This window comes from Streptomyces sp. NPDC036984 (genome assembly GCF_055607665.1).
In genome coordinates, this window is the sequence record NZ_JBVJRL010000003.1 from 390,208 (window position 1) to 416,210 (window position 26,003).

The window sequence follows — 26,003 nt, forward strand, 5'->3', positions numbered from 1 at the left end:
CGAGGCGCCCGGTGTCCGAGCGCATAGGCTAGGTCTGCTTCCAGCTCGTACCGTCTCTGGGGAGAAACGCATGGCACCCGGCCTTCCTACCGCCATGGACCGACCGCACTTCATCGGCATCGGCGGCGCCGGAATGTCGGGTATCGCCAAGATCCTCGCCCAGCGCGGGGCCAAGGTGGCCGGCAGTGACGCCAAGGAGTCGGCGACCGCCGAGGCGCTGCGCGCGCTGGGCGCGACCGTGCACATCGGGCACACCGCGGAGCACCTCGCCGACGACGCGAGCTGTGTCGTCGTGTCGTCGGCGATCCGCAACGACAACCCCGAGCTGGCCCGCGCCGCCGAGCTGGGGATTCCGGTCGTGCACCGCTCCGACGCGCTGGCCGCGCTGATGACCGGACTGCGCCCGATCGCCGTGGCGGGCACGCACGGCAAGACCACGACGACCTCCATGCTGGCCGTCTCGCTGACCGAGCTGGGGCTGAACCCCTCGTACGCCATCGGCGGCGACCTGGACGCACCCGGCTCCAACGCGCTGCACGGCGAGGGCGACATCTTCGTCGCCGAGGCCGACGAATCGGACCGGAGCTTCCACAAGTACGCCCCCGAGGTCGCGATCGTCCTCAACGTCGAGCTGGACCACCACGCCAACTACGCCTCGATGGACGAGATCTACGAGTCCTTCGAGACCTTCGCCGGGAAGATCGTGCCCGGTGGCACGCTGATCGTCTCCGCCGACCACGAGGGGGCCCGGGAGCTGACCCGGCGGCTGGCCGGGTCGGTGCGGACCGTGACGTACGGCGAGGCCGAGGACGCCGACGTACGCGTCCTGTCGATCGTCCCGCAGGGACTGAAGAGCCAGGTCACCGCCCTGTTCGACGGGCAGGAGCTGACCTTCGTGGTGTCCGTGCCCGGCCGTCACTACGCCCTCAACGCGGTCGCCGCGCTCGCCGCCGGTGCCGCCCTCGGCGTCCCGGCCGCGGAGCTGGCGCCCGCGCTCGCCGCCTACACCGGTGTCAAGCGGCGCCTCCAGCTCAAGGGCGAGGCGGCCGGCGTCCAGGTGATCGACTCCTACGCCCACCACCCGACCGAGATGACCGCCGACCTGGAGGCCATGCGCGCCGCCGCCGGAGACGCCCGCATCCTCGTCGTCTTCCAGCCGCACCTCTTCTCCCGCACCCAGGAGCTGGGCAAGGAGATGGGGCAGGCGCTGGCCCTCGCCGACGCCTCGGTGGTGCTGGACATCTACCCGGCCCGCGAGGACCCGATCCCCGGCGTCACCAGCGAGCTGATCATCGAGTCCGCGCGCGCGGCGGGCGCCGACGTGACCGCCGTGCACGACAAGACGGAGATCCCGGCGGTGATCTCGGGAATGGCGAAGCCCGGTGATCTCGTTCTCACCATGGGCGCGGGCGACGTGACCGACCTGGGCCCGCTGATCCTGGACCGCCTGTCGCAGTAGAGGGGCTGAGAGCTCATGTCGTACGACGTCGAGAAGCCGGACGAGCAGTGGCGCGCGGAGCTGACCCCGGCCGAGTACGCCGTGCTGCGCCAGGCCGGCACCGAGCCGGCCTTCATCGGTGAGTACACGGACACCAAGACCAAGGGCGTGTACTCCTGCCGGGCCTGCGGCGCCGAACTGTTCACCTCCGAGACCAAGTTCGCGTCGCACTGCGGCTGGCCGTCCTTCTACGACCCGAAGGACACCGACGCCGTGGAGCTGGTCGACGACCGCTCCCACGGGATGGTCCGTACCGAGGTGCGGTGCGCCCGCTGCGGCTCCCACCTCGGGCACGTCTTCGAGGGCGAGGGGTACCCGACCCCGACCGACCAGCGCTACTGCATCAACTCGATCTCCCTGCGCCTGACCCCCGACGAGGGCTGAGCCGGGAACCGCACCGCCTCGGCGCCCGGTGAGGGACGGTGCGCCGGGCCTTTCCGGTCCCCCGGGACGCGGCGCGGCGCGCTTCTCCGCCGGGGACGCCCTCGAAGCGGTGCCGGAGTCCATCCTCGGCCGCCTGGACGCCCGGCACGCGGAGGACGACGTCGCCCTCCGCGCCGCCCGCCCGCACACCCGGCAGGCGACGCCGGTGACTCCGTCGTAGGCGGACGGGCCGCCGGCCGGCGCCTTTCCCGGGGGCGCCCGCCCGTGCGGCCCGGCGAGTGGCGGTCTCCGCGTCGGCGGTCGCCCGCTCAGGAACCGGCGTGGGCCAGCGCGGCCCAGGTCCAGGGGCGGTCCGGGGCGGCCGTGCGCAGGGCGCGGACCGTGTCGTGCAGGGCGAGCGCCGCGGGCAGGGGGGCGGTGGACGGCAGGGCCGGGGCCAGGGCGTGGTGGAAGGCGGCCGCGGCCTCGGCGGCGAAGGCGTCCCCGACCTCCCAGAGGGTCGCCACCGACTGGGTGTAGCCCGCCAGCTGGAAGACCGAGGCGAGATGGATGACCTCGTCGACGAAGGCGGGTGAGGCACTTCCACGGGCCGTCCCGCAGGCCGACAGATACGCCAACTCGGCCGACTCCAGGTGCAGTTCGGCGATCTCCGAGACGTACAGGTCGCCGTCGGCGAGCAGCAGCCGGCCCGCCGCGGCGTCCTCGGGGTCGCTGTCGGCGTGGCAGGCGAAGTGCACCACGGCCGCGTCCGGCAGCGCTCCGCGCACCGCCGCCCGGGTGGCGTCCGGGCCGATCAGCCGCGCGCCGCCGCTCGCCGCGACCGCCACCCCGGCCTCGGCCACGGTCCGCGGCAGCGGCGCCTGCCCCGGCGTCTGGGGCATGGCCACCGCGAGGACACCGCGCCGCCCCGGCACCGCGCGCCGGCGGGCCCGGCTGTACAGCAGCGCCCGCAGCGTCGGCGTATAGGAGGAGGCCACCCGGTCCAGGACCGCCGCCCCCGCGGGCGCGCCCGGCCCGTGGTGCCCGGCGGCGTGCAGCGGGAAGGAGTTCAGCACGCCGGACGGCGACCACCACAGGCGGGGCCAGGACGCGCCCGGGACGGGCGGCCCGGTGAACCCCAGGGCGTTCAGGACCGGTTCGGCCAGCACGTCCCACAGCCAGGCCAGTGTGCCGGTGAAGACCTCCCGCGCCCCCTCGAACAGCGGATGGCGCGATCCGGCGGTGAGCGCGCCGACGGCCAGCCCGAAGGATTCGGCCTGGGCGGCGAGGTCGGCGGCGTCCAGCCCGGGCAGCGGCACCGGCAGCACCCCCTCGGGGCGCAGCACCAGCGCGTCACAGCGCCGCGGATGGACGTTGACGCTCACCACCGGGCCCTCGGCGGCGGCCGGCCGCAGGTCGTCCAGGCCGAGCGGCAGCGGGGTGAGGAACCGCCGGAAGCCCGGGCGCTGTTGCAGCTCGGTGATCAGCCGGGCCGCGTCCTCGCCGGCGGCGCGCTGCTCGGCCAGCTCCTCGGGACCGGGCCAGCGGCCGGGGTCCACGCTCCGGCGCAGCGCGCGCAGCCGGTCAAGGGCGGACCGCAGCCGGCCGTGCAGCTCGGCGTCGGCGCCTTGCAGGACGGCCAGTTCCCGGCGGGCGTTGAGCGCGGTGGACAGCAGATGGGCCCGGCCGTCCTCCAGGGTTTCCAGGGCCCCCACCGGGTCGTGCCGGTCCAGCGCCTGGGCGGCGCCGTCGGAGGCGAACCGGGTGATCACGCTGGGCGAGCGTCCGGCCCCGGCCGGTTCCGCCTCCAGCAGCCGTGCCCGCTGGATGCGGTGTTGTGCGGCCGAGGCCCAGTGGTGCACCAGCATGGCGGTGCGCACGTCCGGCTCGGCGCCGGCGAGCAGCTCCCGGGCGAGGGCCTCGGCCTCGGTGTAGTCGGCCTCCTCCGCCCACATGCCGTGCCGGATGAACAGGTGCAGGGCCAGCGTCGTACGGGTGTCGTCGTACTCCCGGGTGCCCGGCGCCGGCCCGGCCAGCCTGCGGCGGGCGCCGCGTACGCCGTCCTCCAGCGCCTGAACCCGGTCGAACGGCGAGTCGTACGCGAACGCCAGCGACGCGTGCCCGGCGAAGAGGTCGGAGCTGATGCCCACGTCCTCGACCAGTTGCGGCAGTTCCTCGTACAGCTCGCGCAGCACCGGCAGCGTCTCGCGCATCCGTGCCAGGACGGCGGCCGTGTCGCCCGGGGCGTGCATGCCCCGCATGACGACCAGCCCGGAGCGGCCGGTCCGCAGCAGGCGGTGTTCGCGGGAGCCCGGCGGGGCGGCGGCGAGCAGCCGGTCGTAGACGGCGAGGATCTCGTCCAGGGTGCTGGTGTCGGCCGGTTTCGGCGGGACCGGATCGGAAGCGTCGTCCCGCAGAAGCTCGGTGAGGGCCTGCGCGCGCTCGGCCTCGGGCATCCTGGCGAGGCGCTGGAGCTCCAGTTCCACGCCATGGCGGAAGATGTCGCCCAGCGAGGCGTCCGCTGGGTGGCCGAGGACGAGCTTGCCGAAGTCGAGCAGCTCCTGGCCGCGTCCGCCGCCACCGCCGTGCGGGCCCATGCCGAGCAGGCCCAGTACGGCGGCGATCGGGTGGCTGCCGTCCTCCCCGGACATCGCCGGGCGCACGATGGCGTCGATGGCGTCCGAGTCGGCCTGCAGCTCGGGCGGGAGACCGGCCTGGGCGGCCGGCACGTCCGGTCGGATGATCTCCTCGCGCAACTCCTCGGCGGCCTGGCGCAACAGGTCCGGCTCGGCGAACATCGGGGCGGAGGCGACGAGGAGGGCGGCGCCTTCCTCGGCCCGCCCCGCGGCCATCAGGTTGGCGAACAGCCGGGTCCGGACGTCCTCCCGCTCGGGGTGGCCCGCCGGGGTCAGGTCGAGCAGCCGGCGGAGCGCCTCGGCGGCGTCCGCGGCGAGTTCCGCCGCGCCGGCCGGGCCGGCCCCGGGCAGGCCGATCAGCGCGGCGCGGGAGAGCCGGTCGAGGTGGGTGCGGACCGCCTCGTGATCCTCGGCCGGGGTGAGGTCGAGGGCCCGCCGGAGCGCGGCGACGGCCTCCTCCCGGACGGCGGGTGCCGCCTCCTCCGCCCCCTCGCTGCCCATGGCGTGCAGGGTCAGGACGTACCCCAGGTCGGAGTGCAGCTGCGCCGCGTTGCCGTCGGCCGGGCCGGCGCTCCGGGTCGCCGTGCGCAGCAGCTCGATCACCTCCGGCAGCAGGGCGGGGTCCTCCGTCCGTGCCGCGGTGGCCAGCAGTGCGGACGCGAGGCCGCCCGCGCAGCGGGCGTGGTCCGGACGGTCCGGGGCAGTGGCCGCGAACGCCGTGCGGAACACTCGACCGCCTCGTCCAGTTGTTCGGGCCGGGGGCTGCCGGGCCGGCCGCCGAGGATCAGCAGTGCGTAGCCGAGGTTGCAGCCGGCCACCGCCCGGTCGGGCCCCTCCGGCGCCAGGTGCGGCAGGGCCCCACGGGTCAGCACGGCGCACGTCTCCAGCGCCTCGGGCCAGGACAGGCCGATGCCCAGCTCCAGCAGCAGGAAACCGAGGTTGGTCAGGGCCGCGGCATGCTCCTGGACGGCGGCCCGGGGGTCCTCGGGCCGGCCGGTGCCCAGCAGCTCGTCGAGCCCGGCGCGCAACGGCGGCGGCAGGACGTCGGGGGTGCCCGGCGGATGGAAGTGGAAGGGGCCGAGCAGCAGCACGCCCATACGGGTGTCCGCCGCGCCGGCGTCACCGCGGCCGTCGGCGCGGAGCAGCAGGGTGACGCCGAGCGCGTACGCCACCTCCTGGTCCACCCCCGGGCCGCCGTCCGCCTCGGCGAGCACCAGGTGCCGCAGCAGGGCGTCGGTCTCGGCACGGGCCTCCTCGGTGAGCAGCCCGCCGCTGCCGCCCGCCCCGGCCAGCCGCCCCCGGACGGCCCGTAACAACCGCTCCCGCTCGACCGCCGGGTCGGCGCCGGCCGGGATGTGCTCGTGGTTGCCGTGCGCCTTCTCTCCGGCTGGATCTTGCGCGTGATTGCCGTGCGTGTTCTCTCCGGCCGGCGTCTGCCCCCGCTCGCCGCCCCCGTCCTCCCCAGCCGGTTCCCGTTCCCACGCCGTGTTCGGCGTCATCGTCCGCACCCCCTGTCCGCGGAGCCGGGCCCCGCGTGTCCGGTTCCCGTCATCGGCGCCGTGCGCCCGCTCCCTTGCGGAACCGCTCGGTGACCGTGCGGCCGAGGCTCGCCCGTACCGGGTGCGTCTCCTCGTCGAACCGATCGAACAGCTCCGGGAGGTGGACGTCCACGGCGGACTCCACCAACTCCGCGTACTCCTCGACACGTTCCCGCCCGCGCCGCCGGGCGACCAGGACCGCGCCCGCCCCGGCGACCGCGGCCGGCCACCACACCGCGCCGAGCAGCAGATACAGCACCGCCCAGCCGCCGAGCCGCATCGCCTCGTCCAGCCGCTGCCGGGACTCGGCCAGCGGCAGCCGGGTGGTGTCCGGCAGCAGCAACCACAACCGGGGCCAGGCGTCGGTGAGTTCGATCCGATAGTGCAGCCGGACGCGGGTGGCCGGGGCGCGCAGCCGGTCCCCGGCCCAGGTCGGGCACTCCGGCCGGACCAGGGCCACCGCGTTCCGCTCGGCCTCCCGCTCGGCCAGCGCGCCGATCTGCCGGGCCGCCGCGCAGGCCCGGTCGCGGCTGTCCCAGGCGCGCCGCCGGCGCTCGGTGAGCCGGTGGGCCAGCGGGCGCAGCGGACGCGGCCAACTGCCGTGGAGGACACGCTCGTACGGCCCGGCCAGCGCGTCGGCGAGCAGCGCGGCGGCGAAGGACGCGGCCAGCACGCCGAGCAGCAGCACCGCGGCCCGGGTGGAGTCCGAGCCGCCGGCGGTCAGTTCGCGCAGCCGGTGCCGCAGCAGGTCGAGGTCCGCCCAGTGCCGCTGGCCCAGGGTCAGACCGGTGGCCGCGAGCGCGGTGAACACCAGCCCGGGCAGCACCAGCGCCGCCGCCCAGCGCTCGGCCAGCTTCCTGCCGACGTCCGTGACGAGTCCGGTGAGCACGGCCGCCCGCTCAGCTCTCGGCGTCGAAACGCAGGGCCACGTCGAACACCTCGCACACCGGCAGCTCCTGGTCCGCCCGCCGCCGCTCACGCCGGGCGCAGACCCCGCGTGGGCAGACGTGCGCCCCGGACACGGTGTGCGGACCGTCGTCGGCGACGGAGGTCGGCCGCGACGAGCGGGCGTCGGCCCCGGCCGGCGCCCCGGCCGTGTCCGCCCTGTCGGCCAGCAGCCCCAGTTCGGCGAGGTGCGCGGCGATGGGCTCACCGGCCCGGGCGGCCTGGACGGCCTGTTCGACGGCCCGCCGCCCGGTCGCACCGACCGGACCCTGGTGCAGACGGCGCAGCAGTGGCAACTGGCCGCACAGCAGCGCCAGTTGCTGATCACGTTCCTCGGGTGACCGCACGTCACCCATGGTAGGCGGACGTCTCGGAAGTGCCCCGGGGTTTCATGGCACTCGTGCCGGCCGCCTGGCCCGGCGGCCGCAGGGTGAACACCGCCGGCCCGTCCCGCCGTTCCAGCTGCGGGCGGCCCCGGTGCGCCGCCGCCGTCTCGGCTGCGCTCTCCCGCCAACGCGCCCGAACACGCGCGGTCTAGACTCTCCCCGCGTCAGCCAGGATCGGTCGGACCCGAAGGGTACGCGGCGTTTTGATACGGATAGATTCAGTCACGAAGCGGTATCCGGACGGCACGGTCGCGGTCGACCGGCTGTCGCTGGAGATACCGGACCGCGCGATCACCGTCCTCGTCGGGCCCTCCGGCTGCGGCAAGACGACGACCCTGCGGATGATCAACCGGATGGTGGAGCCCAGCGAGGGCAGCATCCTCCTCGACGGCGAGGACATCCGGCAGCAGCCGGTCAACACCCTGCGCCGCTCGATGGGGTACGTCATCCAGAACGCCGGGCTCTTCCAGCACCGCACCATCCTGGACAACATCGCCACCGTGCCCCGCCTGCTCGGCCGGACCAAGCAGCAGGCCCGGGCCCGGGCCGCCGAGCTGATGGAACGGGTCGGGCTGGACGCCGCGCTCGCCAGGCGGTACCCGTACCAGCTCTCCGGCGGCCAGCAGCAGCGCGTCGGCGTGGCCCGCGCGCTCGCCGCCGACCCGCCGGTGCTGCTGATGGACGAGCCGTTCTCCGCGGTCGACCCCGTCGTCCGCAAGGGTCTCCAGGACGAACTCCTGCGCATCCAGGAGGAGCTGGGCAAGACCATCGTCTTCGTCACGCACGACATCGATGAGGCGATCAAGCTGGGCACCAAGGTCGCCGTGCTGCGCACCGGCGGCCGGCTCGCCCAGTTCGCCCCGCCCGCCGAACTCCTCAGCGCGCCCGCCGACCCCTTCGTGGAGGACTTCCTCGGCGCCGACCGCGGCATCCGCCGGCTCTCCTTCTTCCCCGCCGACGGGATGGAGCTGGAGACCGCGCCGATCGTCGCGATCGACGCGGACGCCGGGCAGCTGGCCTCCCGGGCCGCGGCCCCCTACCTGCTCGTCACCGACCTCGACGGCCGGCCGCTCGGCTGGAGCGAGCCGGACCGGCTCTCCGCCGGCGCCATCGACCGGGACCGACTGCTCGACTTCGGGCGGCCGTTCGTGCCCGGCGCCGACTCGCTGCGCACCGCGCTGGACGGTGCCGTGCTCTCCCCGACCGGGTGGGCCGTCGCGGTGGACGGCGAGGGACGCGCCGTCGGTGTCGTGTCCCAGCAGGTCATCGGCGAGGCGATCCGCGCCGCCCACAGCCGGGTGGCGGAGCACGCCGACGCGAAGGCCGGCCGATGAGCGGCTTCTTCGACCTCCCGAGCGACCTCCAGCACAGCTACCTCGGCCTGGTCGGGCTGCATCTGCGCGAGGCCCTGCTGCCGGTGCTGGCCGGACTGCTCGTCTCGCTGCCCGTGGCCCAGCTGTGCGTCCGGTTCCGCTGGATCTACCCGCCCGTCCTCGGCATCACCACCGTGCTCTACGCCATCCCGTCCCTGGCCTTCTTCGTCGTCCTCATCGACTACTTCGGCCAGAGCGAGACCACGGTGATGATCCCGCTCGCGCTCTACAGCCTGGTGGTGCTGGTCCCGGCGATCGTGGACGGCGTCCGTTCGGTGCCGCCGGAGACCCTGGCAGCCGCCCAGGCCATGGGCTTCGGACCCGTACGCCGGTACTTCCAGGTGCAGTTGCCCATCGCCGTACCCGCCATCATCGCCGGCCTGCGGGTGGCGACCGTCTCCAGCATCTCCCTGGTCAGCGTCGGCATGCTCATCGGCAACCAGGGCGCCCTCGGCAACATGCTCTACGACGCGCAGACGTACCACCGCCCCGCCCTCGCCGTGAACTCGGTCCTGACCATCGCCGTGCTGGGCATCCTCGCCGACGCCGTGCTGGTCCTCGTCCGCCTCCTCCTCACCCCCTGGATGCCGAGGAAGGGTGCCACCCGGTGAACGTCCTGAACTACGCGCACGCCTTCTTCAGCGACAGCGCCCACTGGCACGGCTACGACGGCATCCCCACCCGGTTCGCCGAACACGTCCGGTACTCGCTGGAGGCCCTGCTGATAGCCGCCGCGATCGGACTGCCCGTCGGCCTGCTCACCGGCCACTTCGGCCGCGGCGGCAACGCCCTCGCGCTCGTCGCCACCGCCGGCCGGGCGCTGCCCAGCTTCGGCCTGCTGGTGCTGATGTTCATCTGGATCGGCTTCGGCCTGCTGCCGGTGATGATCCCGCTGGTCGTGCTCGCCGTACCGCCGATCCTGGTGACGACCTACGAGGCGGTCCGCTCCGTCGACCCCTCGCCGGTGGACGCGGCCCGGGGCATGGGGATGTCCGAGGCGCGCGTGCTGCTCCAGGTGGAGGTGCCGGTCGCGCTCCCGCTGATCTTCAGCGGCCTGCGCACGGCGGCCATCCAGATCGTCTCCACCGCCACCATCGCCGCCTACGTCAGCCTCGGCGGGCTCGGCCGGTACATCATCGACGGCCTCTACCAGAAGAACTACGAGAAGGTCGTCGGCGGCGCCACCCTGGTCGCCGGTCTGGCCCTCGCGACCCTCGCCCTGTTCTGGGCGGCATCCCGGCTCACGGTGTCGCCGGGAGTGCGCCGGAGCGGCTGACGGCTATCCCTCGGTGCGGGCCAGCGCCAGTTCGAGTACGACGAGCAGCGCGTCCCGCACCGAGCCCCGCTCCCGGGCGTCGAACACCACGACCGGAACCCCGTCGGAGACGTCCAGCGCCCAGCGGACCTCCTCCAGGGAGTGCTCCGTCCTGCCGTCGAAGGCGTTGACCGCGACGGCGAACGGGATCTCTTTGTGCTCGAAGTAGTCGACGGCGGCATAGCAGTCGTCCAGCCGGCGCGTGTCGACGATGACGAGGCCGCCGACCGCGCCCTCCACGATGTCGTCCCACATGAACCCGAACCGCTCCTGCCCGGGCGTGCCGAACAGGTACAGCTTCAGCGTCGGGTCGATGGTGAGGCAGCCGAAGTCCATCGCGACGGTCGTCGTGGTCTTGCGCGGGGTGTGCGTGAGGTCGTCCACCCCGGCCGCTACCTCGGTGATCGACGCCTCGGTGGTCAGCGGCTCGATCTCCGAGATCGCGCCGACGGCCGTGGTCTTGCCCACGCCGAAGCCGCCCGCGACCACCATCTTCACCGGCAGCGGCGGCCGAACGGCCGAGGCCGCGGCCGGGCCCCGGGCCTGGAGCGGTTCAGTCGGTGTCACTCGGTACCCCTCGGGAGTCGGGGACGGCCCGCAGGCCGTCGATAACCCTGCGCAGGACGGACGCGTCGTGGGTGGCCGCGGCGTCCGGCACGTACACCGCCAGCTGCCCGGCCTCGCGCAGGTCCTCGGCCAGCACGCGGACCACGTTGAGGTGCAGCCGCAGCCGGGCCGCCAGCTCTGCCACGGACTGCGGCAGCCGGCACGCGGCGACGATGTCGTGCTGCTCGAAGGAGAGCCGGCCGAGCGCGTCGAGCCCGTCGGCGGTGGCCACCACCTGGGTCTCCACGGGCAGCGCCCGGCCGGAGCCGGCGTCCGCCACCCGGCCGGCGGTGACCAGGTACGGCCGTACGGCGGGGGCGGGGCCGACCGGGTCCGGGCCCGGGGGCGGGATGCCGTCCGCCATGGGAACCTTCTCCTCCTCAGCGGGCCGCGGCGGCGCCCACGCTGTTCTTCAGCTCCAGTACCAGCTGCGGGCTCAGCGCGGCACCGGCGCGGTTGGCGAACAGCGTCATCTCGTAGGCGATGTTGCCGAGTTTGGCCTCCTTGTCGGTGACGACGCCGAGTACGGCGCCGCTGCCGATCGCGGAGACGATGACGTGTCCGCCCTCCAGGTCGATGATGACCTTGTTCAGGCCGCCCAGGCCGTAGTTGCCGGAGGCGCCGGCGGCCAGGCTGGTGATGCCGGAGACGATCGCCGCGAGCCGCTCGGAGTCGGCGTGCTCGCGCAGCTGCGACACCGCGATCAGCAGACCGTCGGAGGACACGGCGATCGCGTCGACGACGCCCGCGGTCTCGGTCGCGAAGCGGTTCAGCAGCCAGGTGAAGTCGGCCGCGGCCGCTTGCAGGTCGGCCGGCGGGGTGCCGCCCGTCGGGGTGTCACCTGTCGACGTGCTCACTGCTCGGCTCCTTCCGGTTCGTGGTTCGGGTCGTGCGGCGGTGTGGTCGGGCGGGGGTGCGTGGTCGGGTCGTGCGGTGTGGTCGGGCCGGGGTGCGTGGTCGGGTCGTCCGGGTGCGCGGCCGCCGTGGTGTCCGCCGGACGCGTGAAGCCGCCGGTGTCGCTGTCCCGCCGGGCGCGCTCCACCGCCTCCTCGAACTCCTCCAGCGCGCTGCGGACGGCCTCCGCGTCCAGCGGCCGGGCGGCCTCCGGCACCGCCGGCGCGGCACCGGCGGTGGTCCGCAGGGTGGCCCCGCGGACCCGGCGGCGCAGCGGGCGCCCGGTACCGGAGGGCGGCTCGCTCCGCCCCTCGGCAGGGGACGGTCCGGAGGTCTCCGGCGCTGGGGTGGCCGGTGTGGGGTGGGTGTGCGGTGGCTTGGGTGGGGAGGTGGCCGGTGTGTCGTCGGCGTGTGGTGGCTTGGGTGGGGAGGTGGCCGGTGTGTCGTCGGCGTGTGGTGGCTTGGGTGGGGAGGTGGCCGGTGTGTCGTCGGCGTGTGGTGCCTTGGGTGGGGAGGCGGCCTGCGGTGCGCGTCGTGGGACTCGGCGGGGCAGGGGGCCGCCGCGTTCCGCGCGGGCGGGCTCGTCCCGGCCGGTGCCGTCGGCCGCCGCCTTCTCGTGGGCGGTGTCCGGCGTCGGTGCGGACGGCGGCTCGCGGCGCGCCGCCACCGGCCGCGGCACCCCGGCCACGGGCCCGCGCCCCGCGGTGACCGGCGCGCTCGGCCGGACCGGAGCCTGCGTCCCCGTGGGCGGCGTGAGCAGCAGCGAGGGCGGCAGGGTCACCTCCGCCGTCACACCGCCGCCCGGCGTCCGGGTCAGCTCGACCCCGACCTCCCAGCGGCGCGCCAGCGCACCCACCACGAACAGGCCCAGCACCTTGGTCGGAACCAGGTCCAGCCGTTCCCGGCGGATCAGCCGGGCGTTCTCCTCGGCGAGCCGCTCGGCGCTCATGCCGAGGCCGTGGTCGGTGACCACCACGTGCGCGGCCTCGGCGCCGGAGCGGACGGTGACCTCGACGGGGCTGCCCTCGGGCGAGAACGACACCGCGTTCTCCAGCAGTTCGGCCGTCATCAGCGTGAGGTCCCCGATGACGTCCGGCTCCACCATGGCGTCCGACGCCACGTACAGCCGTACCCGCTGATAGCCCTCGATCTGCCCGAGCGCGGCCCGGACCACGTTGGACAGCGCCGTCGGCCCGGCGTCCAGCACGGTCTCGCGGATACCCGCCAGCAGCATCAGGCTGTCGGCGTTGCGGCGCAGTCGTACGGCGATGTGGTCGATGGAGTACAGCCGCTCCAGCAGCGCGGGGTCGGTCTCACCGCGCTCCACGGCGTCGATCAGCGCGAGTTGCCGTGTCGTCAGGTTGCTGACCCGGCGGCCCACGTTGCCGAACATCTCGGCGGTGTTGCGCCGGCTGAGCACCTGGCGCTCCAGCAGCGCGGCGGCGGTGGTCTGGACGTGGTTGAACGCCTCGGCCAGGTCGCCGATCTCGTCGCGGGCCGTGACCGGCATGTCCCGCAGCCGGGGCGGCCCGTCGTCCTCGGCGTCGTCGTCGGCCACCCGGGCCAGCTCGCGCTCCGCCACCTCGGCGACCTCCCGCGCCGCCCCGGTGAGCGCCTGCACGGGCCGGACCACCGAGCGGCGCATCAGCACCGCGAAGGCGATCCACAGCGCGAAGGCGATCACCGCGCCGCTCAGCAGCAGGCCGGCCCGCAACCGGGCGGAGTCGGCGGCGCCGTCGGCACGGTCGGCGATCTGGCCGATCAGCGCGGTGGTGATCTTCAGCCGGGCGGCGGCCTGTTCCGGGTAGGCGGGGTAGTCGGTCAGCGCGTCCTGGACCGCCCGCCTGGTCTCCTCCTGGCCGTCCGCCTGCAACGAGCCCGCGCTGACCTGGAGTTCGGCGTACGCCTCGGCGATCTCCCGCTGCGCTTCCGTGTGTTCCATACCGGCGAGCCGCTCGGCCTGCGCGCCGGTCGCGAACCGGGTGAAGCGCTCGGCCTGGTGGGTGTAGAGCTGGTAGGCGCCGACCGCGCTGGTGAACTCGATCTGTGCGTTGGTGTCGCCCGTGGTCGCTGCGAACACGTTGGTCTCGAACGCACCGTGGGCGGCGTCCGCGCGCAGCAGGGAGTCGAGCAGGCTGCCGGCGAAGGTCTCGGCGAGGTCGGCGTCGCGGTCGAGACCGAGGCCGTCGATCAGGCTCTGGGCGGCGCCCGCGTAGGCCGGGTCGATGTTGTCGGCGGGCAGGTACGACTGCTCCACCGAGGTGCGCAGACTGCTGAGGCCCGCGACCCCGCGCAGGGCCTGGGCCTCGCGCTGCGGCAGCCGGTCGCCGAAGGCCGCGCGCACCTCGGCCACCTGCGAGTCGACCGCTTTCCGCGCCGCGCGGTAGGCGGACGTCGAGGGCCTCACGTCCCCGGACTCGTAGCGCGTCGAGAGCAGGATGGCCTGCTGGTGCTCGGCCTCCACCCGGTCCACCAGCCGCGCCACCTGCGTGCTGGCGCGCACCAGCCGGGCGGCGGAGGCGGCGCTGGACGACTGCTGTGCCAGGTTGGTGAACAGGTAGGCCAGCAGGCCCGCGATGACCGCGAGGGGGATGCCGACGAGCAGGTTGAGCTTGCGCCGGAAGGGCCAGCGGTCGGCGAAACCCCGGGCTGAGCCCCCCGTCGGGGCGTGCCGGGCGGGTGCGTCCACCTGCGTCGTGGACACCGGGCCTCCTTCGTGGGTGTCTTGACCGGGGGAGCCGTCACCCCCCGGTAATCCGGAGAGCCGTCACCCCAGGACCCGGGGTGCCGTCTCCCCGAACGGAAGAGCGCCGTCCCCCGACCCGAGAGCCTCGTCGCCCTCGACCGGGAGCGCCGTCGCCCCCGGAACGCCTGTGTCAGGGACACCGGAGCGGTCCCCGCGCACCGCTGTGGTCGATACCAACCGGCATGAGGCTACAGCCGGTTGAGGACTCGGCCGGCTCGCCTTTCATCAAGAATCCGTTACGAAGAGACCGCTCTCCGTGCACAACTGACCACAGAAGGAGACCAATCGGTGATCCACGGCACTTGACTGACCGAGAACCGGCTGGATTGGATCGACGCGTGACTTCAACGACCCACATCAGCAGGTCCATCCGGAGGAACCGAGGCGCGGCGGCGGTCGCCCTCGTGGCGGCGACGGCTCTGCTGGCGGGCTGTTCCTCCAAGGACGACGACAAGGACAACCCCCTCACGGACGGCGGCAAGGCGAGCGGCGACAGCGTGGTCGTCGGGTCCAACAACTTCCCCGAGAGCACCCTGCTCGCCGACATCTACGGCGAGGCCCTCAAGGCCAAGGGGATCAAGGTCACGTACAAGCCGAACATCGGCAGCCGCGAGACCACCTACGGACTGATCAAGAACGGTTCCATATCGGTACTGCCCGAGTACAACGGCGCACTGCTGGCCTACCTCGACCCGAAGGCCGCACCGAAGAGCGTCGGCGACACCACGGCCGCCATCGACACCAAGCTGGACTCCAAGCTCACCCTGCTGGAGCCCTCGTCGGCGCAGAACAAGGACTCGGTCACGGTCAACGCGGCCACCGCGAAGAAGTACCACCTCACCGAGAAGTCCTCCATCGCCGACCTGAAGGACGTCGCCGGGGACCTGGTCATCGGCGCCTCGCCGGAGTTCCAGACCCGACAGCAGGGCCTGGTGGGCCTGAAGTCCGTCTACGGCCTGGAGTTCAAGTCCTTCAAGGCGCTGGACGCGGGCGGCCCGCTCACGCTGGCGGCGCTGAAGAAGGACGCCGTACAGGCCGCGGACCTCTTCACCACGGACGCGAACATCTCCAAGGAGAAGTTCGTCGTCCTCCAGGACCCGAAGAACCTCTTCGGCTTCGAGAACGTCCAGCCGCTCGTGTACAAGAGCGCGCTGTCCAAGGAGGGCGTGGACGCGCTCAACGCGGTCTCCGCCAAGCTCGACACGGCGACCCTGCTGGACCTGGACACCCAGGTGCAGGCGCAGAACAAGGACCCGCTGGACGTCGCCAAGGCCTGGCTGAAGTCCACCGGTCTCGGCTGACGCCCCACCGCCCGGAACGAGGCGTGGACGTGCCGACGCGGGTGCCCCCGAAGCCCGGGGACACCCGCGTCCTGCTGGACCACGGCGGCTTCTTCGCCGCCCCGCTCGCCCTGGCGCTGGACGGTCTGAACCTGCCCACGCGCAGCCCCGCCTCGGCGTGGCGCCGGCGGCAGTGGCGGGCGACGGTCTGCGCCTCGGCGGGTCTCTTCTGCGCCTCGGCGACCCGTCCGCGGGGCTGCGCCGGCCGGCCGGTCAGGCCGTCCCCTCCGCCCCCTCCGGCGCCAGGGCGCGGGCCGTGGCTCTCGCCTGTTTGCGGCGTTTGCGGCGGCTGACGCGGGGTTCCTGGTCCGGGAGCCAGCCGAAGGCCAGGCAGCTGCCGGTGACGCCGAGGAGCAGGCCGAGGAAGAAGCCGCCGAGGTTGGAGGTGAGCCAGGTGCCCAGGGAGAGCAGGACACCGGTGATGGAGTAGAAGAGCCGCTGGGAAGGGTTGAACAGGGTCAGCAGGCCCAGGATCACCATGAGCGCCGGCAGCAGATAGCCGGCCAGGCCCTGCATGCCGATGTGCAGCACGACCTTCAGCGAGGCCTTCTCGGTGAGCAGGATCTCGCCGCCGCCGAGGGCGAGCAGCAGCCCGCCCCAGAACGGCCGGCGGGCCCGCCATCCGCGGAAGGCGAGCCTCGGTCCCCGGTGCGGACGGTCCCCGGCGGTGTGCGGATCGGGCACGGTGATCAGCAGCCCGAGTCGCTGAAGCGGAGCCGGAGACCCGGCAGCTTGAACACGCCGGCCGTGGTGGCGTAGTTGGTCTGCCGCAGATTGCCGATGTGTACGGTGTCGGCCTGCTGGCTGAAGACCCCGATCGGACCCTTCACGCCCGCCTTGGTCAGCGTGCTGGCGTCGTTGCCGATCTCGATGTTGTCGAACTTCGCGTTACCCGTCAGCTCGGTGGAGTCGGTGGTCAGGTCGGTCGCCTGGACCTTCTCCGACCCGCTGCCCGCCGTGATCAGCAGGTTGGTGCCGCCGAGGTCGACGCTCTGGCACAGCTTGGTGAGCGTGGCGTTCTTGATGGCGGAGGTGACGACGAGCACCTGGCCGCCGGAGTCTCCGGCGTTCGGGCTGCCCTCCGCCATGTTGTCGAGCGCGCCGAACTGCTCGAACCCGGTGCCGTTCAGCTCGGTCGCGGTGACCGTGAACGGCATGCCGGAGATCGCGAACTGCACGCCCAGCGCGCCCTGCGCGGTGAGGACCGCGAGGCCGGCGGCGACCAGGGTGGCGGGTACCGCCATCACCGCGGCCCGGCGGGCCCGGACACGCCCCCGTCTCTGACCGCCCGGGGTGGTCCCGGCGTTCGGGGCTTCGGTCGGGGTGTCGCTTCCCGGGTTCTCGGGGGTGTTGCCGACGGACGGGACGTCCGGGGACGAGGCCATGTCTGCTCCCATGGGCACGGATCAATGCGGGTTGGGGTTCAGTGGCGCGGTGTCCTGGCGCGGACAGCAGGATGCCGCGCACGCCTCCTCACAACTCCCGGTGGGTGCAAGGGCTTTCTCGTTACGCGGCAGTAGCCTTCGAGGAAGTTACCGCCGGTTACTTTGAAGGGTCAAGGGAGTTGTGGAAAAACGGTGTCGGATGTGCGCGGCCCGCTTTTCCGTGCCACAACTCGCCTTTCTCACCTTGACGTTGATGGTTGAGCGGGTCTACAACTTCCCCTGTTTCCACGGATCCGTGGCGCCGGATCCAGCAGGCGGCATCCGCCGCGTCCCCGGCGCGGCACCGACCGCGTTCCCGGCCCTTCACGGCAACCGCTCCACCTCGCAGCGCGGCTCCGGCACGGTCGTTCCCCCCCGTCATCCCGTGCCCGGCCGCGCCCTTGTCCGGCCCGGCCGGAGGCCTTCCCCCGAGGTCTTCGGCCGGTGCCCGGTGTGCCGCCGTCGCCGGTCCGTCGCGTACGGAGAAGGCGTGACGGACCTGCGCCGGCGGCATCGCCCGCACCACCCGCCACCCGCCACCCCCCACCTCACCTCATCTGTCCCCCCACTTCGAAAAGAGAGGTACCCGCATGCGTACGCGATCCCTCGTCGCCCTCGCCGGCGCCACCACCGCGCTCGCCCTAGCCTGGGCCACCCCGGCCTCCGCGGCCGGCACGGTCCTCACCACCGGCAGCACGGGCGGCACCGCGGTCGCCGTCGGTGACACCCTCATCGCGCCCCTGGCCTCCGGCACGTACGCCACCTTCTACTCCAGCGCGACCGGCACCAGCGGCGTGAAGTGCACGGGCTCCCAGTTCACCGCCCAGGTCGCCGGCAACCCGGCCGCCCCCGGCACGGCCACCGAGTCCGTCACCGGGCACACCTTCGACAGCAGCACCTGCACCAGCAACGTCACCGGTGTCCTCGGTGTCAACGGCATCACCATCAACAACCTGCCCTACTCGGCGACGGTCACCTCGGACGGCACCCTGACCATCTCGCCCCCGAGCGGGTCCGTCATCCAGGCCACCGTCCAGCTGCGCACCCTGCTGGGCACCGTGACCTGCGTGTATCAGGCGCCCGGCCTGAGCGGCAAAGCCGACAACGGCGACAGCAGCATCACCTTCACCAACCAGCAGTTCACCAAGACCTCCGGTTCGTCGCTGTGCTTCGCCAACGGCTACTTCACGGCCAAGTACGCGCCCGTCACCGACGGGGGTGTCCGCGTCTACGTGAACTGACCGACCGGAGGGTCCGGTTCAGCGCCATCGTAGCCGCAGGGCGAGGACGGCGCCCCCGGTGAGCAGCAGCACTCCGGCGGCGCCGCCCGCCAGCAGCGGCGCCGAGGGTCCCGAGCCGCCGTGCGTGGCCTGCACCACCGCGGTCGCGTCGTCGCCGGCGGCCCGGGACCGCCCCTCACCGCTTCGTGCCACAGGAGGTGAACTCTCCGCCGGGGCGCTCGCCGTCCGGTCGGGCCGCGGACGCGGCGCGGCCGGCGTCGCCGTCGCGGGCCGCGTGGACCGCGCCGCCCCGGCGGCTTTCCCACGCTCCGGGAAGACCACGTCGGAACACGAGTAGTAGGTGTCCGGCGTACTGCTGTTCCGCCAGACCGTGTAGAGCACCTGACGCCCCGTCCGGTCCGCCGGCAGCGTGGCGCTCATGCGGTACGCCCCGTCGCGCAGCGGCGGGTCCGTGATGCGTGCGAAGGGCCGCTCCGGCAGATCGGACCACGTCAGCGGCCGCCCCGGGTCGTAGCCCTGCCTGGTCAGGTACAGCTCGAACGTTCCGGTGTGCGCGATGGTCGAGGCGTACGTCAGCGTCAGCCGGCCGCCCGGTGCCAGTCGCGTCGCCGGCCAGTCCCGGCGGGCCAGGTCGAGGCCCCGGTACGCCGGCAGATTCCCGCTGCACAGCCTGCCGTCCGGAATCACCCGCCGGTCACGGCCCCCCACCCCCGCCAGGCGCAGGTTGTCCCACGCGGTGAACGGGGCGCCGTTCGCCGCGACCGCGGCCCGGCAGGCCGCCGACCGGGCGGCGTCGCCGCCCTCGGGGGAGCAGGCGCGGACCCGGCTGACCGGGTCGATGGGGGCTCCGTGCGCCTGGGCGGTGCCCGCCCCCCACGGCAGAAGCAGGAGCGGCGCCGCCGCAGCGGCCACCCTGACGCTCAGGCGGGCGGTCATCCGAGTCATCCGGGGCGTCTCCTCGGCAGGCGCGGGAAAGGGGTCTGCGGCGACCAGTACGGCGCCGGCGCCCGCCGCGTTCAGCCGGACCGCGCACTCGACCCCGGGGGGCGTGAAAGCACCGACCGCTTCGGCTGTTTCGCGCCTGCTCCGACGCCCCGTTGAGGAGCCGGCCGTCGGCCTCGTATCGTGGCGATCACAGGTGCGGCACCCGTCGCCCCGAGGCAGCCGGGCGCCGGCTGGCAGCGAAGGGGGAACCGGTGTGGTCTCGCCCGTTCACACAGCGCCGAGGACGCGATCTGCGCCGAGCGTGTCGCTGACACGTGTCGCCCCTCGCGCCCGGCACGCCGGACTCCCGTTGCCCCTGGGTGAGTTATCGTATGCAAGGGGTTAAAAACAAACCGCATGTCCTGTTCGTTTGAGGTGCGAGGAGGGGTCCCAGGATGGCGAGGCAGTTACGCGCCGAACAGACCCGGGCAACGATCATCACGGCCGCCGCCGACCTGTTCGACCGGCACGGCTACGAATCCACCAGCCTGAGCGACATCGTCGCACACGCGAAGGTCACCAAGGGCGCCCTCTACTTCCACTTCGCCGCCAAGGAGGATCTGGCCCACGCCATCCTGGAACTCCAGGCCAGGGCGGCGCAACAGCTCGTCGCCGATGTCGAGAACCGCGGCTGCTCCTCGCTGGAGGCCCTCATGCGCACCACGTTCGGCATCGCCCGGCTGGCCGTGGAGGACCCGGTGCCGCGCGCCGGACTGCGCCTCGCCACCGCCGACATCGCCGTACGGCCGCCGCTGCGCCACCCGTTCACCGAGTGGCAGGAGTTCGCCACCCGCAAGTTCAGCGGAGCGGTCAGAGAGGCCGATGTGCACGGCGATCTCGACGTCGGCGCCGTCGCCCACTCCCTCGTCTGCTTCTTCATCGGCACCCGGGTCGCCGGCCGCTCGCTCGAACCCGTCGGGCGGCTGCCGCGCAGAGTCGCCGAGATGTGGCACCTCGTGATCCGCGGTCTCGTGCCGGTGCACCGCCGCCCCCGCTACGTCACCCTCGCCACGCACCTGGAGCGGGAGATCAGAACCGCCTGACGCCCGCGATACGGTGACGGACATGCCCCACACCCCCTTCGCACCCGTGATCCTCGGCAACGAACCCGGCTCGTTCCCGCACAGCGTGCTGGCCGAGCGGCACCCCGCGATCATCCGGCAGGTGCGGGAGGCCTTCCCCTACGGCCCCGGGCAGCACACGGCGCTCGACGAGCTGCTCAAGAGCTGCAGGGAGGGAACGGTCGAGCCGCTGCCCGCCCACGCCCCGGACCGGGAGCGGTGGCACGCCTGGGGCTTGGCCGACCACACCGGACGGTCCTGGTACGACATCCCCTGGCTGTGGTCCGAGAGCTACTTCTACCGCCGGCTGCTCGACGCCGTCGGCTACTTCGGCCCGGGCGCCTGGCAGGGCATCGACCCCTTCCGCCCCTTCAAACGCGCCGAACTCGACGCCCCGGAGACCGGCGAGGAACTGGCCGCCCTGGACGGCCTGCGCGACCTGCCCGAGCAGGAGCGGGGGCACGCCCTGCTGCACGGCTCGCTGTGGGGCAACCGCGCCGACCTCGGCTTCCGGCTCTCCGCCGCGGGCACCGCGGCCCACGAACCGGCCCCTGCACTGGTCGCCGACGACAGCGAGACCCTGTGGTCGCTGCTGCCGCCCACCGGGACGGGCACGCTCGTGCTCGTCGCGGACAACGCGGGCCGCGAACTCGTCCCCGATCTCCTCCTGATCGCCCACCTCCTCGCCGAGGGCCGGGCCGCGCGGGCGGTGCTGCACGTCAAGCCCCACCCGTACTACGTCTCCGACGCGACCACCGCCGACGTGGTAGACGCGCTGCACCGGCTGCGCAGGGCACCGGGGGCGGCCGCGCAGCACGCGCGCGTGCTCTGGTCGGCCATGGCCGACGGCCGGCTCACCGTCCGCGCCCATCCCTTCTCCTGCTCCCCGCTGCCGTACGCCGACATGCCCGACGACCTGCGCGCCGAGTTCGCGGCGGCCACGCTGACCCTCGTCAAGGGCGACCTCAACTACCGCCGCCTGGTGGGCGACCGGCTCTGGCCGCCCACCACGCCCTTCCGGGAGACGACCGCCTACTTCCCCGGCCCGGTCGCCGCGCTGCGCACCCTCAAGTCCGATGTGATCACCGGCCTGTCCGCAGAGACGGAGGCCGCGCTGACGGCGGCCGAGGGAGACGGCTGGCGGACGAGCGGCACCCACGCCCTGATCGAGGTCGATCCGTCAGGTGACGTGCAGCCGCAGTGACTTCAGGCCATTGATGAAGTTCGACACCAGCCGGCCGGCCGGTCCTGCCGGGCGCGGCGGTAGCGGCAGGGCGCACAGCGCCTCCTCGTGGAACAGCCGCAACTGAAGCCGGGCGAAGTGAGCGCCCAGGCACACGTGCGGGCCGTCCCCGAAGGAGACGTGCGGATTGGGGGAGCGGGCAAGATCGAGCCGGTCCGGTCCGGCGAAGACGCGCTCGTCCCGGTTGGCCGAGGCGTGGAACACCACCACCTTGTCGCCCGCCCGGATCTCCCGGCCCGCCAGCTCGGTGTCCCGCACGGCCGTCCGGCGGAAGGTCAGCACGGGCGGATGCCAGCGCAGCAACTCGTCGACGGCGGACGGTATGCCGACCTTGCCGGCACGCAGCAGCTCGTACGCCTCCGGATGCTCCGCCAGCGCCAGCACGCCGCCCGGAGCCGCGCTGCGCACGGTGTCGTTACCCGCCACCGTGAGCAGGAAGAAGAACATCTCCAACTCGGCATCGGCGAGTTCCGTGTCGTGCGCGAGCGTGGTCATGATGTCGTCGGCGGGGTGCCGCCTCTTGTGCACGGCCAACTGCCGCGCGTAGCCGAACATGTCCCGCAACATCGCCGGCGACCGCGGGTTCACCGGTCTGCCCGACCCGTCCAGCACCGGCGGACCGGCCTCGTCCGGGTCCTGGTAGCCGATCACCCGCTGCGTCCAGTGCAGCAGCAGCCCCCGGTCGCTCTCCGGGACGCCCAGCAGATCCGCCAGATTCAGCAGGGCGTACTCGTCGGTGACGGACGCCACCAGGTCGACCGTGCCGTCCCCCTGCCGCGCCTCCTCCACGGCGCCCGCGAGCAGCGTGCGCGCCCGCTCCCGGGCGACCGCCGCGAACCGGTCCACACGCCCCGGCGTGAAGGCCCGGCTCACCAGTCGCCGCAATCTGCCGTGCCGCGGCGGATCCTGATTGAGCATCATCCGCCGGATGAACGGCAGATCCTCCGGGTCCGGATCCCGGATCTGGGTCGCGCCGAGGTACGAGGAGTACGCCGTCGCGTCCTTCAGCACGTGCACGACGTCCGCGTGCCGGGTCACCGCCCAGAACCCGGGTCCGGCCGGCCAGCCCAGCACCGCGGGCTCCTCCTGCCAGGCCACCGGATGATGGTCGCGCAGCACACGGTAGTCGTCGTAGGGCACGCCGGCGGCGTACCGGCGCGGATCGAAGACGTCCGGCACCGGCGGCGCCTCGCGCAGACTCACGCCGGCTCGCCCGCGGCCGCCGCGCTCACCCCGTCCGCCGCGCTCACCCCGTCCGGCTCGGCCGCCGCGTCCGACTCGTCCGCCCGGAGGAAGTCCTCGACGGTGCGGACGAGTTCCAGCGGGGTCTCGTCCATGGCGTAGTGGCCGGCGCACGGCAGCACCGCCAGCCGGGCGCGCGGATACCAGGACATCCAGGTCTGCCGCATCACCTCCGGCGACAGCGCCGGATCCAGCGCGCCGGCCACGGCGAGCGCCGGCACCTCGCTGCCTGCCACGGCGGCGCTGAAGTCCTCGCCCGCCCACGAGTCGAGCCAGGCCCGGAACGCCTTGGCGTCGCTGCGCTCCAGCGAGCGGGCGACCGTCCGGTCCAGCCAGGCGGCGGGCCGCCGGCCCCCGGTGGTGACGTCGATGATCGCGCGCCGGTTCTCGGCCCGGTGCGCGGCGTCCATGAACAGCGCCGCCTGCTCGCCGGGCAGCGGCATGCCCGAGGCGGGTACGGGCGAGACACCCACGATCCGGCGCAGCCGGTGCGGGGCGACGGAGAGCAGCCGCTGCGCCACCGCGCCGCCCATGGAGTGCCCGATCACCGAGAACCGCTCCCAGCCGAGCCGGTCCGCCAGCTCCACCAGGTCCACGGCCGCCTCGGCCGTCGTGTACGCGCCCGTCGCGTCCCGGGCCTCGCCGTAGCCGCGCAGGTCCACCAGCGCGTAACCGAAGGACGTGCGGTCGAGGTCCGGCAGGACGGCCGCGTAGGCGGACCGGTCGGCGAACCAGCCGTGCACGGCGAACACCTTGTGGGCGCCGACGCCGTGCACCTCATGGGGCAGCACGAAGGAGGTCATGCGCCTACCGTGGCGCCCGCGGGCGGGCACGGCAAGGGAGCGAACGCCACAACCACACCCCGGAGTTCCAGGTTTCGGGGCGGGTTCACGCGATGGTGTGATCATGTGCAGCACGGCGGATGGGGGTCACGGGCCACGGGTAGGGCCCGGCCATGACGCAGCCGTTCGAACTCCCGCACTTCTACATGCCGTATCTCGCACGGCTCAACCCGCACCTGGACGAGGCCCGGGCCCACTCGACCGGTTGGGCCCGCGAGATGGGCATGCTGGAGGGCTCCGGAATCTGGGAGCAGGCCGACCTGGAGGCGCACGACTACGGGCTCCTGTGCGCCTACACCCATCCGGACTGCGACGGACCCGCCCTGTCGCTGATCACCGACTGGTACGTGTGGGTGTTCTTCTTCGACGACCACTTCCTGGACATGTTCAAGCGCACCCAGGACCGCGCCGCCGGAAAGGCGCACCTGGACCGCCTGCCGTTGTTCATGCCGCTCGACCTCGCGACACCCGTGCCCGAACCGGAGAATCCGGTGGAGGCCGGACTGAGGGACCTGTGGGCACGGACCGTGCCGTCGATGTCAGTGGACTGGCGCCGCCGTTTCTCCGTCGCGACCGAACACCTGCTCAACGAGTCGATGTGGGAGCTGTCCAACATCAACGAGGGCCGCATCGCCAACCCCGTCGAGTACATCGAGATGCGCCGCAAGGTGGGCGGCGCGCCCTGGTCGGCGGGGCTCGTGGAGTATGCGACCGCCGAGGTGCCCGCCGCCGTCGCCGGCACCCGGCCGCTGCGCGTCCTCATGGAGACGTTCTCCGACGGCGTCCACCTGCGCAACGACCTCTTCTCCTACCAGCGCGAGGTGGAGGACGAGGGCGAGAACAGCAACGGCGTGCTGGTTCTGGAGAAGTTCTTCGGCTGCACCACCCAGGAGGCCGCCGAGACCGTCAACGACATCCTCACCTCCCGGCTGTACCAGTTCGAGCACACGGCGCTCACCGAAGTCCCGGCCGCCGCCCTGGAGAAGGGACTCACCCCCGGCGAGGTCGCGGCGGTCGCCGCCTACACCAGGGGACTTCAGGACTGGCAGTCCGGCGGCCACGAGTGGCACATGCGCTCCAGCCGCTACATGAACAAGGGCGCGCGGTCCGACTCGCCGTGGCGGCTCCCGAGCGGTCCCGGCACCTCGGCCGCCGATATCGGCGCACTCCTCGCCGCGGCCGCCCGGGACCGCCTGCGCGCCTATTCCCACGTGCCCTACCAGAAGGTCGGCCCGGCCCGCATCCCCGACCTCTACATGCCCTTCGAGGTGGCGCTCAGCCCCCACCTGGACCGGTCCCGCGGTCACCTCGTCGACTGGTGCCACAGCATGGGCATCCTCCAGGAGGGTGTCTGGGACGAGGACAAGCTCGCCGCCTACGACCTCGCGCTGTGCTCCGCCGGCCTGGACCCGGACGCCACCCCCGAGGCCCTCGACCTCAGCGCACAGTGGCTGGCCTGGGGCACCTACGGCGACGACTACTACCCCCTGGTGTACGGCCACCGCCGGGACCTCGCCGCGGCCCGGCTGACCACGGCCCGGCTCTCGGAGTGCATGCCGGTCGAGGGCGCGCCGGCCCTCGTCCCCGGCAACGCCATGGAACGCGGGCTGATCGACCTGTGGACGCGCACCACGGCCGAGATGACCGTCGACCAGCGGCGCACCCTCAAGACGGCCGTGGACAAGATGACCGAGAGCTGGGTCTGGGAGCTCTCCAACCAGCTCCAGAACCGCGTCCCCGACCCGGTCGACTACCTGGAGATGCGCCGCTCCACCTTCGGCTCGGACCTCACCCTCAGCCTGTGCCGGATGGGCCACGGCCCAGCCATCCCCGCCGAGGTGTACGCCAGCGGCCCGGTGCGCTCCCTGGAGAACGCCGCCATCGACTACGCCTGCCTCCTCAACGACGTCTTCTCGTACCAGAAGGAGATCGAGTACGAGGGCGAGATCCACAACGCCGTCCTGGTCGTGCAGAACTTCTTCGGTGTGGACTACCCGGCCGCGCTCGGTGTCGTCCATGACCTGATGACCCAGCGCATGCAGCAGTTCGAGCACGTGGTCAGTCACGAACTGCCCGTTCTCTACGAGGACTTCCAGCTGTCGGCCGAGGCGCGCACGGTCATGGACGGCTATGTGCTGGACCTCCGGAACTGGCTGGCCGGCATTCTCAACTGGCACCGGGAGGTCGACCGGTACAAGGCCGAGTGGCTCGGCCGCCGCGCCCACGGTTTCGTGCCCGACCGTCCGCCCGCCGTACCGGCCCTGTCGTTCGGCTGACCGTCGCGGAATCTTCTCGTACGGAACCGGGCATTCGGGGAACTTCGGTG

Annotated in this window: 23 protein-coding genes; 10 read left to right on the forward strand and 13 right to left on the reverse strand. The window is 73.2% G+C overall.

The window, feature by feature from the left end; all coding sequences use genetic code 11:
• Positions 1-70: 70 nt before the first annotated feature.
• Complete coding sequence (murC, locus tag ACZ7DL_RS08445; protein ID WP_470772458.1) at positions 71-1,459, forward strand: UDP-N-acetylmuramate--L-alanine ligase; 1,389 nt, start codon at positions 71-73, stop codon at positions 1,457-1,459.
• A gap of 15 nt (positions 1,460-1,474) precedes the next feature.
• Positions 1,475-1,882: a peptide-methionine (R)-S-oxide reductase MsrB gene (gene msrB, locus ACZ7DL_RS08450; protein WP_470772460.1), complete on the forward strand. Its 408-nt coding sequence runs from the start codon at positions 1,475-1,477 to the stop codon at positions 1,880-1,882.
• Between the two features lie 308 nt (positions 1,883-2,190).
• Here the strand turns inward: msrB and ACZ7DL_RS08455 are convergent, their stop codons facing one another.
• From ACZ7DL_RS08455 to ACZ7DL_RS08470, 4 genes are all read right to left on the reverse strand, one after another.
• Positions 2,191-4,998 (reverse strand): CHAT domain-containing protein, encoded by a 2,808-nt coding sequence (locus ACZ7DL_RS08455; protein WP_470772789.1) that lies wholly within the window; start codon positions 4,996-4,998, stop codon positions 2,191-2,193.
• A gap of 98 nt (positions 4,999-5,096) precedes the next feature.
• A complete protein-coding gene (locus ACZ7DL_RS08460) occupies positions 5,097-5,996 on the reverse strand; it encodes a hypothetical protein (protein ID WP_470772462.1) in 900 nt (299 codons plus the stop codon).
• 49 nt (positions 5,997-6,045) lie between these two features.
• On the reverse strand, positions 6,046-6,924 hold the full coding sequence (locus tag ACZ7DL_RS08465) for a hypothetical protein (RefSeq protein WP_470772463.1): 879 nt from the start codon (positions 6,922-6,924) through the stop codon (positions 6,046-6,048).
• A gap of 10 nt (positions 6,925-6,934) precedes the next feature.
• Positions 6,935-7,327: a hypothetical protein gene (locus ACZ7DL_RS08470; RefSeq protein ID WP_470772464.1), complete on the reverse strand. Its 393-nt coding sequence runs from the start codon at positions 7,325-7,327 to the stop codon at positions 6,935-6,937.
• 242 nt (positions 7,328-7,569) lie between these two features.
• Between ACZ7DL_RS08470 and ACZ7DL_RS08475 the strand changes: the two genes are divergently transcribed.
• From ACZ7DL_RS08475 to ACZ7DL_RS08485, 3 genes are read left to right on the forward strand one after another with little or no spacing between them, the layout of a single operon-like run.
• Positions 7,570-8,700, forward strand: a complete 1,131-nt coding sequence (locus ACZ7DL_RS08475; protein WP_470772466.1) for an ABC transporter ATP-binding protein — start codon at positions 7,570-7,572, stop codon at positions 8,698-8,700.
• Entirely contained in the window at positions 8,697-9,350 is a 654-nt protein-coding gene (locus tag ACZ7DL_RS08480; RefSeq protein ID WP_470772468.1) for an ABC transporter permease, read from the forward strand. Before ACZ7DL_RS08475 ends, ACZ7DL_RS08480 begins: the two co-directional genes overlap by 4 nt.
• Positions 9,347-10,015, forward strand: a complete 669-nt coding sequence (locus tag ACZ7DL_RS08485; RefSeq protein ID WP_470772470.1) for an ABC transporter permease — start codon at positions 9,347-9,349, stop codon at positions 10,013-10,015. The genes ACZ7DL_RS08480 and ACZ7DL_RS08485 overlap by 4 nt, the downstream gene beginning before the upstream one ends.
• Positions 10,016-10,018: 3 nt before the next feature.
• Here ACZ7DL_RS08485 and ACZ7DL_RS08490 read toward each other — a convergent pair whose 3' ends face one another.
• Genes ACZ7DL_RS08490 through ACZ7DL_RS08505 form a run of 4 tightly spaced genes read right to left on the reverse strand, consistent with a single transcriptional unit; the run spans position 10,019 to position 14,258 of the window.
• Complete coding sequence (locus ACZ7DL_RS08490) at positions 10,019-10,621, reverse strand: GTP-binding protein (RefSeq protein WP_470772471.1); 603 nt, start codon at positions 10,619-10,621, stop codon at positions 10,019-10,021.
• Positions 10,608-11,024 (reverse strand): DUF742 domain-containing protein, encoded by a 417-nt coding sequence (locus ACZ7DL_RS08495; protein WP_470772473.1) that lies wholly within the window; start codon positions 11,022-11,024, stop codon positions 10,608-10,610. The genes ACZ7DL_RS08490 and ACZ7DL_RS08495 overlap by 14 nt, the downstream gene beginning before the upstream one ends.
• Positions 11,025-11,040: 16 nt before the next feature.
• A complete protein-coding gene (locus tag ACZ7DL_RS08500; RefSeq protein ID WP_470772475.1) occupies positions 11,041-11,517 on the reverse strand; it encodes a roadblock/LC7 domain-containing protein in 477 nt (158 codons plus the stop codon).
• Positions 11,514-14,258: a sensor histidine kinase gene (locus tag ACZ7DL_RS08505; RefSeq protein WP_470772476.1), complete on the reverse strand. Its 2,745-nt coding sequence runs from the start codon at positions 14,256-14,258 to the stop codon at positions 11,514-11,516. The genes ACZ7DL_RS08500 and ACZ7DL_RS08505 overlap by 4 nt, the downstream gene beginning before the upstream one ends.
• A gap of 380 nt (positions 14,259-14,638) precedes the next feature.
• Here ACZ7DL_RS08505 and ACZ7DL_RS08510 point away from each other — a divergent pair, with 380 nt between their 5' ends.
• Positions 14,639-15,601 carry an ABC transporter substrate-binding protein gene (locus ACZ7DL_RS08510; protein WP_470772478.1) on the forward strand — a complete coding sequence of 321 codons (963 nt, stop codon included), beginning with the start codon at positions 14,639-14,641 and terminating at the stop codon, positions 15,599-15,601.
• A gap of 252 nt (positions 15,602-15,853) precedes the next feature.
• Here the strand turns inward: ACZ7DL_RS08510 and ACZ7DL_RS08515 are convergent, their stop codons facing one another.
• Together ACZ7DL_RS08515 and ACZ7DL_RS08520 are read right to left on the reverse strand one after the other, a co-directional pair.
• On the reverse strand, positions 15,854-16,336 hold the full coding sequence (locus tag ACZ7DL_RS08515) for a DUF6114 domain-containing protein (RefSeq protein ID WP_470772791.1): 483 nt from the start codon (positions 16,334-16,336) through the stop codon (positions 15,854-15,856).
• Entirely contained in the window at positions 16,330-17,025 is a 696-nt protein-coding gene (locus ACZ7DL_RS08520; RefSeq protein WP_470772480.1) for a DUF6230 family protein, read from the reverse strand. Before ACZ7DL_RS08520 ends, ACZ7DL_RS08515 begins: the two co-directional genes overlap by 7 nt.
• A gap of 629 nt (positions 17,026-17,654) precedes the next feature.
• Between ACZ7DL_RS08520 and ACZ7DL_RS08525 the strand changes: the two genes are divergently transcribed.
• Positions 17,655-18,305: a Tat pathway signal sequence domain protein gene (locus ACZ7DL_RS08525; protein WP_470772482.1), complete on the forward strand. Its 651-nt coding sequence runs from the start codon at positions 17,655-17,657 to the stop codon at positions 18,303-18,305.
• An 18-nt stretch (positions 18,306-18,323) separates the two neighbouring features.
• On the opposite strand, the gene ACZ7DL_RS08530 is transcribed toward ACZ7DL_RS08525, so the two are convergent.
• Positions 18,324-19,250 carry a lytic polysaccharide monooxygenase auxiliary activity family 9 protein gene (locus ACZ7DL_RS08530; RefSeq protein WP_470772483.1) on the reverse strand — a complete coding sequence of 309 codons (927 nt, stop codon included), beginning with the start codon at positions 19,248-19,250 and terminating at the stop codon, positions 18,324-18,326.
• 434 nt (positions 19,251-19,684) lie between these two features.
• On the opposite strand from ACZ7DL_RS08530, the gene ACZ7DL_RS08535 reads away from it, so the two are divergent.
• Together ACZ7DL_RS08535 and ACZ7DL_RS08540 are read left to right on the forward strand one after the other, a co-directional pair.
• Positions 19,685-20,332: a ScbR family autoregulator-binding transcription factor gene (locus ACZ7DL_RS08535; protein WP_470772485.1), complete on the forward strand. Its 648-nt coding sequence runs from the start codon at positions 19,685-19,687 to the stop codon at positions 20,330-20,332.
• A 22-nt stretch (positions 20,333-20,354) separates the two neighbouring features.
• Complete coding sequence (locus ACZ7DL_RS08540; RefSeq protein WP_470772487.1) at positions 20,355-21,554, forward strand: damage-control phosphatase ARMT1 family protein; 1,200 nt, start codon at positions 20,355-20,357, stop codon at positions 21,552-21,554.
• Here the strand turns inward: ACZ7DL_RS08540 and ACZ7DL_RS08545 are convergent.
• Entirely contained in the window at positions 21,531-22,796 is a 1,266-nt protein-coding gene (locus ACZ7DL_RS08545) for a cytochrome P450 (RefSeq protein WP_470772489.1), read from the reverse strand. The two genes, ACZ7DL_RS08540 and ACZ7DL_RS08545, sit on opposite strands and share 24 nt — an antisense overlap.
• Positions 22,793-23,638, reverse strand: coding sequence for an alpha/beta fold hydrolase (locus ACZ7DL_RS08550; RefSeq protein ID WP_470772491.1), 846 nt, complete (start codon positions 23,636-23,638; stop codon positions 22,793-22,795). Before ACZ7DL_RS08550 ends, ACZ7DL_RS08545 begins: the two co-directional genes overlap by 4 nt.
• A 152-nt stretch (positions 23,639-23,790) precedes the next feature.
• Between ACZ7DL_RS08550 and cyc2 the strand changes: the two genes are divergently transcribed.
• Positions 23,791-25,953 (forward strand): germacradienol/geosmin synthase Cyc2, encoded by a 2,163-nt coding sequence (gene cyc2, locus ACZ7DL_RS08555; RefSeq protein WP_470772493.1) that lies wholly within the window; start codon positions 23,791-23,793, stop codon positions 25,951-25,953.
• The last annotated feature ends 50 nt before the right edge of the window (positions 25,954-26,003 follow it).

Excerpts from the sequence above, each read along its gene's own strand:
- murC (WP_470772458.1), top strand. The coding sequence starts at position 71 with ATGGCACCCGGCCTTCCTACCGCCATGGACCGACCGCACTTCATCGGC.
- msrB (WP_470772460.1), top strand. The coding sequence starts at position 1,475 with ATGTCGTACGACGTCGAGAAGCCGGACGAGCAGTGGCGCGCGGAGCTG.
- ACZ7DL_RS08455 (WP_470772789.1), bottom strand. The coding sequence starts at position 4,998 with ATGGGCAGCGAGGGGGCGGAGGAGGCGGCACCCGCCGTCCGGGAGGAG.
- ACZ7DL_RS08460 (WP_470772462.1), bottom strand. The coding sequence starts at position 5,996 with ATGACGCCGAACACGGCGTGGGAACGGGAACCGGCTGGGGAGGACGGG.
- ACZ7DL_RS08480 (WP_470772468.1), top strand. The coding sequence starts at position 8,697 with ATGAGCGGCTTCTTCGACCTCCCGAGCGACCTCCAGCACAGCTACCTC.
- ACZ7DL_RS08495 (WP_470772473.1), bottom strand. The coding sequence starts at position 11,024 with ATGGCGGACGGCATCCCGCCCCCGGGCCCGGACCCGGTCGGCCCCGCC.
- ACZ7DL_RS08520 (WP_470772480.1), bottom strand. The coding sequence starts at position 17,025 with ATGGCCTCGTCCCCGGACGTCCCGTCCGTCGGCAACACCCCCGAGAAC.
- ACZ7DL_RS08525 (WP_470772482.1), top strand. The coding sequence starts at position 17,655 with ATGCGTACGCGATCCCTCGTCGCCCTCGCCGGCGCCACCACCGCGCTC.
- ACZ7DL_RS08530 (WP_470772483.1), bottom strand. The coding sequence starts at position 19,250 with ATGACTCGGATGACCGCCCGCCTGAGCGTCAGGGTGGCCGCTGCGGCG.
- ACZ7DL_RS08535 (WP_470772485.1), top strand. The coding sequence starts at position 19,685 with ATGGCGAGGCAGTTACGCGCCGAACAGACCCGGGCAACGATCATCACG.
- ACZ7DL_RS08540 (WP_470772487.1), top strand. The coding sequence starts at position 20,355 with ATGCCCCACACCCCCTTCGCACCCGTGATCCTCGGCAACGAACCCGGC.
- ACZ7DL_RS08550 (WP_470772491.1), bottom strand. The coding sequence starts at position 23,638 with ATGACCTCCTTCGTGCTGCCCCATGAGGTGCACGGCGTCGGCGCCCAC.
- cyc2 (WP_470772493.1), top strand. The coding sequence starts at position 23,791 with ATGACGCAGCCGTTCGAACTCCCGCACTTCTACATGCCGTATCTCGCA.